The sequence below is a fragment of the Microbacterium sp. RU1D genome (genome assembly GCF_900156435.1).
Classification (GTDB): domain Bacteria; phylum Actinomycetota; class Actinomycetes; order Actinomycetales; family Microbacteriaceae; genus Microbacterium.
In genome coordinates, this window is record NZ_FTPQ01000003.1 from 568,272 (window position 1) to 582,433 (window position 14,162).

General features: G+C 70.7%; 14 protein-coding genes. 6 read left to right on the plus strand and 8 right to left on the minus strand.

Annotation, left to right across the window (positions count from 1 at the left end):
* Positions 1-4 precede the first annotated feature (4 nt).
* The 4 genes from B0B15_RS14930 to B0B15_RS14945 all read right to left on the minus strand — a co-directional run bounded on the left by B0B15_RS14930 (position 5) and on the right by B0B15_RS14945 (position 1,307).
* Complete coding sequence (locus tag B0B15_RS14930; RefSeq protein WP_076677407.1) at positions 5-298, minus strand: rhodanese-like domain-containing protein; 294 nt, start codon at positions 296-298, stop codon at positions 5-7.
* Positions 299-401: 103 nt separating this feature from the next.
* A complete protein-coding gene (locus B0B15_RS14935; RefSeq protein ID WP_003792170.1) occupies positions 402-500 on the minus strand; it encodes a 30S ribosomal protein bS22 in 99 nt (32 codons plus the stop codon).
* An 83-nt stretch (positions 501-583) separates the two neighbouring features.
* Positions 584-775 (minus strand): helix-turn-helix domain-containing protein, encoded by a 192-nt coding sequence (locus B0B15_RS14940; protein ID WP_076677409.1) that lies wholly within the window; start codon positions 773-775, stop codon positions 584-586.
* A 136-nt stretch (positions 776-911) separates the two neighbouring features.
* Positions 912-1,307 carry an ArsR/SmtB family transcription factor gene (locus B0B15_RS14945; protein WP_076677411.1) on the minus strand — a complete coding sequence of 132 codons (396 nt, stop codon included), beginning with the start codon at positions 1,305-1,307 and terminating at the stop codon, positions 912-914.
* Between the two features lie 68 nt (positions 1,308-1,375).
* Here B0B15_RS14945 and B0B15_RS14950 point away from each other — a divergent pair, with 68 nt between their 5' ends.
* Together B0B15_RS14950 and B0B15_RS14955 are read left to right on the plus strand one after the other, a co-directional pair.
* Positions 1,376-2,818 (plus strand): TrkH family potassium uptake protein, encoded by a 1,443-nt coding sequence (locus tag B0B15_RS14950; RefSeq protein WP_091366500.1) that lies wholly within the window; start codon positions 1,376-1,378, stop codon positions 2,816-2,818.
* Positions 2,811-3,482 carry a potassium channel family protein gene (locus B0B15_RS14955; RefSeq protein ID WP_076677413.1) on the plus strand — a complete coding sequence of 224 codons (672 nt, stop codon included), beginning with the start codon at positions 2,811-2,813 and terminating at the stop codon, positions 3,480-3,482. Before B0B15_RS14950 ends, B0B15_RS14955 begins: the two co-directional genes overlap by 8 nt.
* A 134-nt stretch (positions 3,483-3,616) precedes the next feature.
* On the opposite strand, the gene B0B15_RS14960 is transcribed toward B0B15_RS14955, so the two are convergent.
* Positions 3,617-3,904, minus strand: coding sequence for a DUF1905 domain-containing protein (locus B0B15_RS14960; RefSeq protein ID WP_076677415.1), 288 nt, complete (start codon positions 3,902-3,904; stop codon positions 3,617-3,619).
* On the minus strand, positions 3,807-4,751 hold the full coding sequence (gene proC / locus B0B15_RS14965) for a pyrroline-5-carboxylate reductase (protein WP_076677417.1): 945 nt from the start codon (positions 4,749-4,751) through the stop codon (positions 3,807-3,809). Before proC ends, B0B15_RS14960 begins: the two co-directional genes overlap by 98 nt.
* 122 nt (positions 4,752-4,873) lie before the next feature.
* Between proC and B0B15_RS14970 the strand changes: the two genes are divergently transcribed.
* Entirely contained in the window at positions 4,874-5,986 is a 1,113-nt protein-coding gene (locus tag B0B15_RS14970; protein ID WP_076677419.1) for an alpha/beta fold hydrolase, read from the plus strand.
* A gap of 37 nt (positions 5,987-6,023) precedes the next feature.
* Positions 6,024-6,953, plus strand: a complete 930-nt coding sequence (locus B0B15_RS14975; RefSeq protein ID WP_076677421.1) for an LLM class F420-dependent oxidoreductase — start codon at positions 6,024-6,026, stop codon at positions 6,951-6,953.
* Between the two features lie 320 nt (positions 6,954-7,273).
* Here the strand turns inward: B0B15_RS14975 and tadA are convergent, their stop codons facing one another.
* Positions 7,274-7,705, minus strand: a complete 432-nt coding sequence (gene tadA, locus B0B15_RS14980; protein WP_076677754.1) for a tRNA adenosine(34) deaminase TadA — start codon at positions 7,703-7,705, stop codon at positions 7,274-7,276.
* 87 nt (positions 7,706-7,792) lie between these two features.
* On the opposite strand from tadA, the gene upp reads away from it, so the two are divergent.
* A complete protein-coding gene (gene upp, locus B0B15_RS14985) occupies positions 7,793-8,425 on the plus strand; it encodes a uracil phosphoribosyltransferase (protein ID WP_076677423.1) in 633 nt (210 codons plus the stop codon).
* Between the two features lie 15 nt (positions 8,426-8,440).
* On the opposite strand, the gene B0B15_RS14990 is transcribed toward upp, so the two are convergent.
* Positions 8,441-11,983, minus strand: a complete 3,543-nt coding sequence (locus B0B15_RS14990; protein WP_076677425.1) for a TM0106 family RecB-like putative nuclease — start codon at positions 11,981-11,983, stop codon at positions 8,441-8,443.
* A gap of 110 nt (positions 11,984-12,093) precedes the next feature.
* Here B0B15_RS14990 and B0B15_RS14995 point away from each other — a divergent pair, with 110 nt between their 5' ends.
* Positions 12,094-14,154, plus strand: a complete 2,061-nt coding sequence (locus tag B0B15_RS14995) for an NAD(+) synthase (protein ID WP_076677427.1) — start codon at positions 12,094-12,096, stop codon at positions 14,152-14,154.
* Positions 14,155-14,162: the final 8 nt, after the last annotated feature.

The following is a 14,162-nucleotide window of genomic DNA, read 5'->3' on the forward strand; positions in this document are numbered from 1 at the left end:
GGTGTCAGGATTCGACGTCGTACCCGGCGGCGATCCATTCGCCGGTGCCGCCCTCGACGTTCGTGGCGTCGTGGCCTCGCGCGGAGAGCGCCTCGACGACGCGTGCCGAACGACCGCCGGCCTGGCAGATCACGTCGAACGGCTCACCCGGCAGTTCGTCCAGGTGCTCGCCGATCGTCGACATCGGTAGATTGACGGCGCCGGGTACGTGGCCCGCAGCGAACTCGTGCTCCTCCCGCACGTCGATGAGCGGACGCTGGCGTCCCGCGTGAAGGTCGTGGACAGAGATGGACTGCATGCTCTCCTCCAGGGAAGACGAACGGATGCCACGGGCGCCGACGACGCGCGCGGATACACGAAGCGCCCGTCGCATCGGACAGGCGCTCGGTGTGGTGGCCGCGTTACTTCTTGTTGCGGCGCTGGTGACGAGTCTTGCGAAGCAGCTTGCGGTGCTTCTTCTTCGCCATGCGCTTACGGCGCTTCTTGATGACAGAACCCACGGAAAACCTCACTAAGTCGGGGTCTGGGTGCCGATGTCGGCGCCCGGGAACACTAGGCGTTCGGAAAAAAGCCTCGGATCAGTCTAGCCGACGTCCGACACCGGTCGTTGCACGGCCTCCACGACGGCCGATTCGGGCACGCGATAGCTGCGTCCGAACCGCACGGCCGGCAGCTCGCCGGCATGCACGAGGCGGTACACCGTCATCTTCGACACGCGCATGAGCTCGGCGACCTCGGCGACCGTCAGGAACCGCACGTCCGGCAGCTCGGCCATCGCTCACCCCTCGTTCCGGGTGAAGTCACCCTCCTGATGCTGAGCACACTCTAGAGTCTGCGCGCGACGGCTGTAAACCTATGCGCCCTCTGTGACGGATGTGCTTTACCGATGCCGATGGAACGGCCTCCGGAGCTCACCGACCGGGGAGCTTGCGGAACGCCGTCGAGAAGGAGTGCTTGACGGATGCCGCGGCCCGGCCGACGACCTCGGCGGCGTGTACGGCGGACTCCGGGAGGGCGGGCTCGGTGTCTTCGTCGATGGAGAAGAACGGCACGAGCCAGTCGTCGACCTCATCGAGCGGGGCCACGGCCAGGCTGTAATACCGGTGCTGTCCCTCCTCGCGGACGGAGACCAGTTCGGCCTCGCGCAGCACCTTGAGGTGCTTCGACACCGTCGGCTGGCTCACGCCGAGTGCCGCCACGATCTGGGAGACGCTGGTCCCCCGTTCGCCGCCGGTCGCGCGGTCGAGGAGCAGCTGAAGGATGTCGCGACGCGTTCCGTCAGCGATCACGTCGAAGATGTCCGCCATGGCATCAGATTAGCCGCGCCCCGGCCCGAGTACCATGATTCGGGTTCGGGCATCGAGAGGAGCGGCGCATGGCGGCGACGCCGAACGAGGCGCGACTGCCGGTGCGGGTGCGTCGCATCGCCCACGAGGCATGGGATCGACTGCGCAACCTCACGACCGCATCGCCCGCTCGGTTCGCCGTCCTGGTGTTCGCGACCCTCATCGCCCTGTTCACCGCGCTGTTCTCCTTGCCGGCCGCGTCGGCGACCGGGCAGCGCATCCCCTTCGCCGACGCCCTCTTCTCCGCGGTGTCCACGATCTGCGTCACCGGCCTGTCGACGATCAACATGTACTCCGACCTGTCGCCGCTCGGCCGCGTCATCACCTATATCGGTGTCAACGTGGGCGCCCTCGGGGTGCTGACGCTGGCATCCATCCTTGGACTCGTCATCTCCAAGCGCCTGGGACTGCGGGCCAAGCTCATCGCCGCGGGCGACAGCAATCCGCTGCGCGCGCACGGCGGTCCGGTCAACGAAGGGCAGACCGTGCGTCTGGGCGAGGTCGGCCAGCTGCTGCGGACCGTGGCCCTGTCGACGCTCGTGATCGAGGCGGCTCTCGCCGTGCTGATCTACCCCTCGCTGATCATCGGCGGCATCCATCCCCTGGTCGCCCTGTGGGAGGCGCCGTACTACGCGGCCATGGCGTTCACGAACACCGGCTTCATCCCGAACGCGGATGGCCTGACACCGTTCGCCCAGGACTACTTCCTGCTCACCGTGCTCATGGCCGGAGTCTTTCTCGGGTCGATCGGGTTCCCCGTCATCTTCACGCTGTGGCGGCACTACTGGCGGTTCCGCCTCTGGTCGCTCCACGCCAAGCTCACCATCATCACCACGGTCGTCCTCTTCTTCGTCGGAGCCGGCGTCATTCTGCTGCTGGAATACGACAACCCCCTCACATTCGGCAGCATGGATGCGTGGGACACGACGTTCCAGGCGTTCTTCCTGTCGGCCATGACGCGGTCCGGTGGATTCAGCGTCATCGACATCGGCGACCTGAACGGAGCGACCCTGATCGTCGGGTCCATGCTCATGTTCGTCGGCGGGGGGTCGGCATCCACCGCCGGCGGCATCAAGGTGACCACGCTCGCCGTGCTGGCCCTCGCGGTCTTCTCGGAGGCGAAGGGCCGCCCGTCGGTGCAGGCGTTCGGACGCCGCATTCCCAGCGACGTGCAGCGCGTCGCGCTCTCGGTGGTCGCGTGGGGGGCGACGATCGTCGCCCTCTCGACGGTGACCATCAGCCGCATCACCGACGCCCCCATCGAGCACGTGCTGTTCGACGTGGTCTCGGGCTTCGCGACGGTGGGCCTGTCGACCGGGCTGACCGCCGAACTCCCCGATCCCGCGGTCTACGTCATGGCCGCCACGATGTTCATGGGGCGCATTGGTACAGTGACACTCGCCGCGGCCGTGGCGGCATCATCGCGGTCGCAGCTGTACGCGCTCCCCGTGGAAAGGCCCATCGTTGGTTGAACGCATCCGCAGCGACGCCCCCGTCCTGGTCATCGGCCTCGGGCGGTTCGGAGCGGCCTGCGCGGGAGAGCTCGACCGCCTCGACCGCGAGGTGCTCGCCGTCGACGGCAACCTCGAACTCGTGCAGAAGTGGTCGGAGCGCGTCACCCACGCCGTTCAGGCCGACGCGCGCAACATCGACGCGCTTCGCCAGATTGGCGCGCAGGACTTCCAGGTCGCCGTCGTCGCGGTCGGTTCGCTGATCGAGGCGTCGGTGCTGATCACCGCCAACCTCGTCGACTTGAAGGTGCCTCAGATCTGGGCGAAGGCGGTGTCGCAGTCGCACGGCAAGATCCTCGCCCGCGTCGGCGCGAACCACGTCATCTATCCCGAGGCCGAGGCCGGCGAGCGCGTCGCGCACCTCGTCAGCGGGCGCATGCTCGACTTCATCCGCTTCGACGACGACTTCGTGCTCGCGAAGATGTACCCGCCGAAGCTCGTGCGCGGCGTGGGGCTGAACGAATCCGGCGTCCGCAGCAAGTACAACGTCACGGTCGTCGGGGTGAAGAGCCCCGGACGCCCCTTCCGCTATGCCGAGGCGAACACGGTGGTCACCAACCACGACCTCATCATCGTCTCGGGCACCAACAGCGACATCGAGCGTTTCGCGGCCCTCGACCGCTGACATCGCGGCGCGGCATCCGTCCGCGTCGATCGCCCAGCGAGCGACCGTCGCGCGCGCGACGAGCGCCCGCGCCACCCGGCCGGGCTCTCAGCGATCGCTCGTCCGTGCCCCGAGCGTTCACCGAGAGACCGCCGTCACGCGTCGATGTCGAGCACGACCTCGATCTCGTCGTCGACGCCGAGCGCCTCGGCATCCTGGAGCGCCTTCTTGATCGGGACCACGTAGCCGCCGTCCTTCGGCCACAGCGCGGTGGTGACCTGCGTGCCGCCGACGGTGACGGATGCCGGGATCATGCCCCAGCCGTAGGTGACGAGCCGCGAGACGTCAGCGATCATCGCCGCCTCGCGCGGTGGCACGGTGACGAAGTGGTACGGCGCGGGGCCGCGCCAGTACCAGATCGATCCCGTGAAGCGCAGGCGCATGCCAGCTCCCGGCTGCGAGTTCCTTCGCCCGAGCCAGCGCCGCCTCGGCGCCCGCGGTGAACGTGTCGTCGAGGTGGGCCGCCTGCAGGACCGCGACGGCGCGCTCGGTCGTGCCCTTGGGGCTGGTGACGCGGCGACGCAGCTCGGCGGGGTCGACATCGGAGGCGTCCATGAGCGTGGTGGCGCCGATGAACGTCTGCTCGGCGAGCAGCCGCGCCTGGTCGTCGTCGAAGCCCATCCGCACGGCGGCCTTCGTGAACTCCTCCACGAGCAGGAAGACGTACGCCGGGCCCGACCCCGAGATGGTGGAGAGCGCGTCGATCTGCGACTCGGGGACCTCGAGCACCGCGCCCACGGTCTCGAACAGCGCCCGCACGAGGGCGACGTCGTCGGCGGATGCCGCGGGTCCCGCAGCCAGGCCCGTCACGCCCTTGCCGACGAGGGACGGAGTGTTCGGCATCGACCGCAGGGTCGCGACCTCGTCGCCGAGGTGGCGCGCGAAGGTGGCGAGGGTGACCCCCGCGGCCAGGCTCACCACGATCGCCCCGCGGCGCAGGTGCGGCGCGATCTCGTCGAGCAGGTCGGGCACCATGGCGGGCTTGACCCCGACCAGGACGATGTCGGCCTGCGCGACCGCCTCGGTGTTGCCGCGGGGATTGGCTTCGAGGGCCACGCTGGTCACGCCGTCGAGCTCGGCGAGCTCCGCGGCCTTCGCGATCGAGCGATTGGTGGCGGTCACCCCGCCGTCGGCGAGTCCTGCGGCGACGAGGCCGCGGAGGATCGCTCCGCCCATCGAACCGGCACCGAGGATCGCGATCGGGGGCAGCGAGGTGGTGGCATCCGTCATGGACCTCAGTCTACGAATCACCCCCGTCGCGCGGGGGCAAGCCTGAGTGCGGGTGGAAGGGGCGGGCGTTAGCATCGGAACCCGGTGTACCGGAGCACCGCCGAGTGACACGGAGGACCTGCATGACTCTCTTCGACGGCATCAGCGCACGCCTGGTCGAGACCGACCGGCTGGGTGTCAACGTGCTCGAGCGGGTCGGCGACGACCCGGCGACGACGCCCGACCACACCGTGGTCTTCGTGCACGGCAACGTGTCGTCGTCGCTGTTCTGGCAGGAGATCATGCAGGACCTGCCGAGCGACCTCCGGGTGCTCGCGGTCGACCTACGCGGCTTCGGACGCACCGAGCACTCCCCCATCGACGCCACCCGCGGCGTCCGCGACTTCAGCGACGATCTCTTCGCGACCCTGCAGGCGCTCGGCATCCCGGAGGCGCACCTCGTCGGCTGGTCGATGGGCGGCGGCGTCGTGATGCAGTACGCGCTCGACCACCCCGTGCGGTCGCTCACGCTCCAGGCCCCCGTCTCGCCCTACGGCTTCGGCGGCACCCGGCGCGACGGCTCGCGGCTGAACGGCGATGACGCGGGAACCGGCGCGGGCGGCGCCAACCCCGACTTCGTTCAGCGGTTGATCGATCACGACACCACGGCCGACGCGCCCACGTCGCCGCGCTCGGTGTTCCGCTCGGGTTACGTCGCCCCCGGCTACACGAGCGAGCACGAGGACGTGTGGGTCGAGTCGATGCTCACGACCTCCACCGCCGGGGGAAACTACCCCGGCGACACGGTGACCACCGACACCTGGCCCGGGTTCGCGCCCGGGACGATCGGCGTGCTCAACACGATGGCGCCGAAGTACTTCGACGTCTCGGGCATCGTCGACCTCGACCCCCAGCCGCCCATCCTCTGGATCCACGGCACCGCCGACGCGATCGTCTCGGACGCCTCGTTCTACGACCTCAACCACCTCGGTGCCCTCGGCGTCGTGCCCGGGTGGCCCGGTGAAGACGTCGCGCCGGCCCAGCCGATGGTCTCGCAGACCCGGGACGTGCTCGCGGCGTACGCCGAGAAGGGCGGCGAGGTGACCGAGGTCGCCGTCGAGGGCGCCGGGCACTCCGTGCACCTCGAGCGTCCGGCGCAGTTCCGCCGCGCTCTGCTCACCCACATCGGCTACGTCGGTCGCCCGGCCGACCCCGCGCCGCCCACCGAGGCGATCATCTTGCGCTCGGCCGATTGACCCCGTCACCTCGATCCCTCGACCCCCGGAGGCTCCCGTGGAGTACTGCCTGTTCACCGAGCCCCAGCAGGGCTTCACCTACGACGACCAGCTCGCCTTCGCGCAATCGGCCGAGCGGCACGGCCTCGACGGCTTCTTCCGGTCCGACCACTACCTCCGCATGGGCGAGGGCGACCCCCGCCCCGGCCCCACCGACGCCTGGACGACCCTCGCGGGCCTCGCCAGGGAGACCTCCCGCATCCGGCTCGGCACCCTCGTCTCCTCGGTCACCTATCGCGTGCCCTCGATCCTGGCGATCCAGGTCGCCCAGGTCGACGCCATGTCGGGCGGTCGCGCCGAGCTCGGCCTCGGCACGGGATGGTTCGAACGCGAGCACGCGGCCTACGGCATCCCGTTCCCGCCCAAGCGGTTCGACCTCCTCGAGGAGCAGCTGCAGGTCGTGACGGGCCTCTGGCACACCCCGGATGCCGAGACCTTCAGCTTCGAGGGCGCGCACTACCGGCTCGACGAGGCCCCCGCCCTGCCGAAGCCCGTTCAGGCCCGCGTGCCCGTCATCGTCGGAGGCGGAGGACCGAAGCGCACCCCCGCGCTGGCCGCGCGCTACGCGACCGAGTTCAACATCGGCTTCGTGCCCGAGGACGTCGTCGCAGAGAAGTTCGCCGTCGTCCGCGCCGCGTGCGAGGCCATCGACCGCGACCCGGCCACCCTCAAGCTCTCGGTCGCGCTCCCCACGATCGTCGGCCGCGACGATGCCGAGATCGCGCGTCGCGCGGAAGCCATCGGCCAATCGCGCGAGCAGTTCGACAACGGCGCCAACCTCATTGGGACGCCGGAGCAGATCGCCGAGAAGGTGGAACGCCTTCAGGCTCTGGGCGCTGAACGCGTGTACTTCCAGCTCATGGACCTTCGCGATGTCGAGCAAGCCGATCTGGTCGGTGCCGGGGTCCTGCCTCTGCTGCCGCGCTGACGGCCGTCGGGCGCGGGACGGCCGGGGCGCGGCGGGCGGCGGGCGGTTACGGGAGCGGACGCTGGGCGCTGGGCTTAGGGCGCGGGCGCTGGGCTTTGGGCGCGGGACCTGGACCGTGAGGCCGCGACGGCGCTGGGCGCTGACGCCAGGACCGGGGCCGTGAGGCTGCGGGGGTGGGGCGCTGAGCCGTCGAAGCGCGCGGCGGGGCGCGGGTCGCTGAGGACGGGGCGCTGGGCGTTGGGCGCTGACGCCGGGGCGCCGGGCGGTGACGCCGCGGCGCGGGGCGCCGGGGCGCGGGGCGCCGGGGCGCGGGGCGCTGCTCAGCGACGACCCTCGAAGAACGCGCGCAGCTGCGCGGCCGCCCGCTCCTCCTCCACGCCGCCGACGACCTCGACGCGATGCGGCAGGCGCCGATCGCGCAAGACGTCGTACATCGATCCGGCGGCACCCGCCTTGGCATCCCACGATCCGAACACCACGCGGGGCACGCGGGCCTGCAGGATCGCCCCGGCGCACATGACGCAGGGCTCCAGCGTCACCACGAGCGTGCAGTCGGCGAGGTGCCAGGAGCCGATCCGGGATGCCGCTTCGCGAAGTGCCATGATCTCGGCGTGCGCGGTGGGGTCGTGCGTGACCTCGCGGAGGTTGCGGCCCTCCCCGATGACGGCGCCCTCCGCGTCGAGGACCACGGCACCCACCGGCACGTCGCCGTCGCCCTGCGCGGCGTCGGCGAGCGCGAAGGCGCGACGCATCGCGGCGAGGTCGCGATCGGTGGGCGTCACGGGGGCTCCGGAGAACGAGGGCTGAGGCGCGCGGGGGAAGCGGTTAGCCTTGAGCCTATGCGTGTCCACGTCGCCGACCACCCCCTCATCACCCACAAGCTCACGGTGCTGCGTGACGTGCAGACGTCGTCGCCGGTGTTCCGCCAGCTGACGGAAGAGCTCGTGACGCTCCTCGCCTACGAGGCGACCCGGAACGTCCGCGTCGACCCCATCGAGATCCAGACGCCCGTCACCACCACGATGGGGGTCAAGATCAGCGAGCCGCGCCCGATCGTCGTCCCGATTCTGCGCGCGGGTCTCGGCATGCTCGAGGGCATGGTCAAGCTCCTCCCCACCGCCGAGGTCGGCTTCCTGGGCATGGTGCGCGATGAGGAGACCTTCGAGCCCACCACGTACGCCGAGCGTCTGCCCGACGATCTCAGCGACCGCCAGTGCTTCGTCCTCGACCCGATGCTCGCCACGGGCGGGTCGCTCGGCGCGGCCATCAAGTTCTTGTTCGCGCGCGGCGCGCAGGACGTCACCGCGATCTGCCTGCTCGGCGCCCCCGAGGGTGTCGCCGCGATCGAGAAGCAGGTGGAGGGTCACGACGTGACGCTCGTTCTCGGCGCCGTCGACGAGCGACTGAACGAGAAGGGGTACATCGTGCCCGGACTCGGCGACGCGGGCGACCGCCTCTACGGAACGGCCTGACGCCGCCCTTCGGCGTCAGGCGTCGGCGCCCACCAGCCGCGCGAACGCGCTGAGGCGCGCGACCCCCTCCGGCGTACGCGGGAGGTCGTCCAGCAATGCGGGCGACGACACCACGTAGGCCGCCTGCATCGCGCGCGAGATCGCGACGTTGATGCGGTTACGCAGCAGCAGGAACTCGAGGCCGCGCGGCGCGTCCCGACCGGATGACGCCGCCAGGGTGAGGATCGCGACGACCGCCTCCTTCCCCTGGAACCGGTCGACGGTTCCGACGGGCACCTCGCCGTAGCCCGCCGCCGCCAGGGCCTCCTCGACGGCGACCTGCTGGGCGTTGTAGGGCGTGATGACGATGATGTCGTCGGGGCGGAGTACTCGCGGTGGCTCGATCGTCGCGGAATCGCCGGCTCCCCCCTCGGCGCCGATCCATTCGCGACCAACGAGGTCGGCCACGATGCGCACGACCTCGTCGGCCTCTTCATGGGACGCCGTGGCGTTGCCCCGGTGCGGCACCGGACGCACGTGGACGCCCGGGTCGATACCGTCGAGCCGGCGGAGCGCCGTGGACGGATGCGCCGCGAGGCGCCCCTCGTACGACAGGCGCGAGACCGGCTCCGCGACCGCGGGGTGCATACGGCGGGTGCGCGCGAGGAAGTACCCCAACTCGGCGGGAACAACCTCGGCCCCGTCGATGATCCAGCCGAGCGCCGACGTGTCGACGGGCTCGGGATGCGTTCCCTGACTCACCTGCGGGAGCTGTTGGGGGTCGCCGAGCAGGAGCAGACGGGTCGCCGCGAGGGACACCGCGATGGTCGAGGCCAGCGAGAACTGCCCCGCTTCGTCGATGACCAGCAGGTCGAGACTGCCGCGAGGGATGCGCGCCTCGTGGCTGAAATCCCAGGCCGTGCCGCCGACGACGAAGCCGTGCTCGGCGTTCTCGGCGGTGAAGGCGGCGACGCCGTTCTTGGGGAGCACCGTGAACGCGTGAGTGGCACCCGGATCTTTCGGCGCCTTGCCGACTCGGGATGCCGGGACGCCCGCCGCGATCACCCGGTCGAGCATGTGCTCGATCGTCGCGTGCGATTGAGCGACCACTCCCACTCGGAAGCCGCGTTCGGCGACCAGCCGCGCGATGACGTGCGATCCGACGTAGGTCTTGCCCGTGCCGGGGGGACCCTGCACCGCGAGGTAGCTGTGGTCGAGGTCGGCGACGCTGCGGGCGATCGCCGTGACCTCGTCGTCGCCGTCGATCCCCGCGAGCGCCGTCACCGGGGCGAGGGCACCGGACAGGGTGCGCGGGGGTACTCGGCGCAGGATGTCGGCCGCGGGTCCGTCGGGGATGCGCGGCGCGGCGGCGAGCACTGCATCGGCCCACGCGTCGATCGCCTTCTGCTGATTGCCCGCCCTCGGCGGGGCGGGCGGGGTGAGGGCGAGCGGAAGCTCGTCCCACGTGACGCCGTCGGCCGCGATCTCCTCGATGACCACGCCGTCGTCGAGGACCTCTCGCACGGTGACGCGACGGGCACCGTGAATCCAACGCGGGCGCGTCTCGAGCGGGAACGGCGCCGGGAGGTCGTAGACGGCGAAGGGCTCGGCATCCGGACTCACCCGTGTGCCGGGGGCGAGCTCGCCGCGCAGCTCGACCAAGCGCCTCTCGGAGCCGCGCCCCGACTCCGCGATGTGCCACTCGGCCACCACCCGCGAGCGCGCCGCGTCGACGACGATCACGTCGCGCGTCTCCTCCCACACCGACAACGGCTCGCGCAGGCGCAGGAAGTGGGTGGCCCAGTAGGTCTTCTCTTCGCGCGGGTAGTAATCGATCGCGGCGGCCGCGAGCCGCAGCGCGGTGGCGTCGGGCTCGGACGCGTCGGCAGCCCACCGCTGCAATGCCGTCGCGCGCGGCGAGGGCTCGTACGCCTGCTCGTCGGGCTCGGCGCTGCGGGAGGGCACGGCGCCGGTCTCGCGCGCACGATCGACCAGCCAGTCGCGCAGGCGCCGGGTGGAGACGCAGTCGTAGCGGTTGTAGTCGGCGAGGTCGTCGAGCACGCGCTGGGCGCCCGCAGCGTCGCCATCGGCGGCCAGAGCCCGCGCCTCGACGTACTTGACGATGGAATCGTCGCCGCGCTGGACGTCGCTCGTGCGCACCTCGTCACCCATGTAGAGCGGCTCGAGCTTCTTGATGGAGTACGACCGCGACCCCACGCGCAGCGCGCGGCGGACCACCGGATACAGGTCGACGAAGACGCCGTCGCGCAGGAGCCGGTCGACGTCGGCCTCGCGCACGCCGTAGCGGGCCGCCATCGTCAGCAGATGCGTCGGTTCGTAGGGGGCGTAGTGGTAGATGTGCATGCCCGGGTACTGCTGACGACGAAGGGCGACCATGTCGAGGAACCGCTCGAGGGCCACGCGTTCTTCGTCGAACGTGTGAGCCCAGAGGGCGCCGTAGGTCTCGCGGCTGTCGATCCAGCCGAACAGGTAGTCGATGCCCCACTGCTCGCCGGCGCCCTCGGTGTAGAGCGGGTCGCCCTCGAAGTCGAAGAACAGGTCGCCGTGATCGGGCCGGGGCAGCACGCCGAGCGACTTCGGCGCGACCACCTCGAACGTCGGGACGGCGTGGAGGAAAACCTCGTCGCCGGGCACGCCCGCCGGGCTCTCGAGCTGCAACCGCGCCTGTGTGCGCAACGAGGTGAACGTGTCGGCGCTCATGGCGGGCGGCGCCTGGGTCGCGAGGGCCAGGTCGTCGATGGTCGACATGCCGGCCGCGCGCAGGCGCTCGCGCTGCACCGGACGCATGCCCGCCACGAGCAGCAGATCGCGCTGGGCGACCACCTCGAGCTCGCATGTGGCGCAGCGGCCGCACGCGACGATGTCGAGATCGCCTCGCCGGTCGCCCCAGGCGATCACCTCGCCCTCGACCCCGCGCGCGATGTCGCGATCAGCGATCAGCGCGCGCAGACGCGCGCGACGCAACGCGAACACCGGGAGCAGGTCGTCGACCCGGTGCGTGCTCGTCGTGCCGTCGCCGAGCAGCAGCTGCACCTCGTCGGATCGCGGCACCCCCAGGCGGTCGAGCTGATCGACGTAGGCCGCCAGCTGCATGAGAGCCGTGACGCGCGCCCGACGCGCGAGCTTGGTGTCCTGCACGATCCACGGACGGATGCCGTCGGCATCCCTCCCGTCGGAGCGCACGAGGAAGTCGGCGAAGCCGACGAACTCGGCGGTCGAGAAGGCGGCCTGATAGACGACCTCGGCGGTGGGGTCGGCGAGGGCCGCGTCGGTGAGGCGCACCGCCTCGGCGAGAGCCGCAGCGTCGGACGAACGGGCGGCGGGGATCTCGCGCACCGCGTCGCCGAAGCGGGCGCGGTAGTCGTCGAGGACGCGGAGTTCATGGGCGGTGCCGAGACGCGCGGCGCGTTCGAGCGTGGCGTCTTCCGGGTCGTCGACGGGGGCAATCCGCCCGAGCTTCGCGTCGATGGCCCGCAGCCAGGCGAACTCGCACTCGGCCGCCGCCTTGAGATCGCTGGCGCTCCAGACGACCCGACCGTCTTGCTCGATGTACCGCATGGTGTCCCACGCTAATCGCGACCTCCGACATCGGGTCACCGGCATCCACAGGCGGCTCCGTGATGCAAGCCCGCTGACACGCTGTCGGACGGGCCTGACAGACTGGTGGCGTGATCACCGATCTGCCGTTCGAGAGCGTGTACCGGCACGGGTTCGCGCGCGTCGCCGCCTGCACGATCCCCGTCGCGGTGGCGGACCCCGCCACCAACGTCGACGCCGTGCTGGCCTCCGCCCGGGCCTGTCACGATGAGGGCGTCGCCGTCGCCGTCTTCCCCGAGCTGTGCCTCACCGGGTACGCGATCGACGATCTCGTGATGCAGGATCCGCTGCTCGACGCCGTCGAGGCAGCCCTCGACCGGCTCGTCGCGGCCTCAGCCGATCTGCTCCCCGTCCTGCTCGTGGGGGCACCGCTGCGCCACGGCAACCGCCTGTTCAACTGCGCCGTGGTCGTCCACCGCGGACGGGTCCTCGGCGTGGCGCCGAAGTCGTACCTGCCGACGTATCGCGAGTTCTACGAGCATCGCTGGTATGCGCGCGGCGACGACCAGGCGGGACAGGTCATCTCGGTCGCCGGTCGGAGCGCCCCGTTCGGCCCCGACCTGCTGTTCGAGGCGGTCGATGTGCCGGGACTGACCGTGCACGCCGAGGTGTGCGAGGACGTGTGGGTCCCGGTGCCCCCGTCGTCGGCCGCGGCTCTGGCCGGGGCGACCGTCCTCGCCAACCTCTCCGGCAGCCCCATCACGATCGGCCGGGCCGACGACCGCACGCTCCTGTCGCAGTCGCAGTCTCTGCGCTGCCTCGCCGCATACGTCTACGCGGCGGCCGGCCAGGGCGAGTCGACCAACGACGTGTCGTGGGACGGCCAGACCATGATCTACGAGGGCGGGCAACTGCTGGCCACGACCGAGCGCTTCCCCGACGGCCCCCGCCGCAGCGTCGCCGACGTCGATCTCGACCGCTTGCGTCAGGACCGCCTCCGACAGGGCACCTTCGACGACAACCGGCGCACGGTGAACCCGGTCTTCCGTACCATTCCGTTCGAGCTGGTACCGCCCACGACCGACATCGGGCTGCGGCGCGCCCTCGACCGCTTCCCGTTCGTCCCCGACGACCCCGCGCGCCTGGCCCAGGACTGCTACGAGGCCTTCAACATCCAGGTGTCAGGTCTGGTGCAACGTCTCGAGGCGATCGGCCGGCCCCGCCCCGTGCTCGGCGTGAGTGGCGGTTTGGACTCCACCCACGCGCTGCTCGTCATCGCCCGCGCCATGGATCGCATGGGTCGTCCGCGCAGCGACATCCTCGCCTACACGCTGCCGGGATTCGCGACCAGCGACAAGACGAAGAAGAACGCGATCGCCCTCGCCGAGGCCGTCGGAGCGACGATCGAGGAGATCGACATCCGCCCGGCGGCATCCGAGATGCTCTCGCGCATGGGGCATCCCTTCGCCGCGGGTGAACCGGTGCACGACGTGACCTTCGAGAACGTGCAGGCGGGTCTGCGCACCGACTACCTGTTCCGCCTGGCGAACATGCACGGCGGCATCGTCGTCGGCACGGGCGACCTCTCCGAGATCGCGCTCGGATGGTCGACCTACGGCGTCGGCGACCAGATGAGCCACTACTCCGTGAACCCCGGAGTGCCGAAGACCCTCATCCAGCACGTCATCCGCTGGGTCATCGGCTCGGGCGAGTTGAGCGCCGAGACGGTCACGGTGCTGCAGGCGGTGCTCGACACCGAGATCAGTCCCGAGCTCGTGCCCGCCGGCCAGGACGGCCGCATGCAGTCCACCGAGGACCGCATCGGCCCCTACAACCTGCACGACTTCACGCTGTACCACGTGATGCGCTTCGGCTTCCGCCCCTCGAAGATCGCCTTCCTCGCCGCGCACGCCTGGTCCGATCCGGATGCCGGGTCCTGGCCTCCGGGCTATCCCGAGGGTGAGCGACCGTCGTACGACCTCGTCACCGTCGCGAAATGGCTCGAGGTCTTCCTGACGCGTTTCTTCGGATTCGCGCAGTTCAAGCGCTCCGCGATCCCGAACGGACCGAAGGTGTCACCCGCGGGATCGCTCTCGCCGCGCGGAGACTGGCGGGCACCCTCCGATGGGAACGCCCGGGCATGGCTGGCGGAGCTGCACGCGGCCGTCCCCCGGGCCTTCACCGACGATTGACGCGAAGC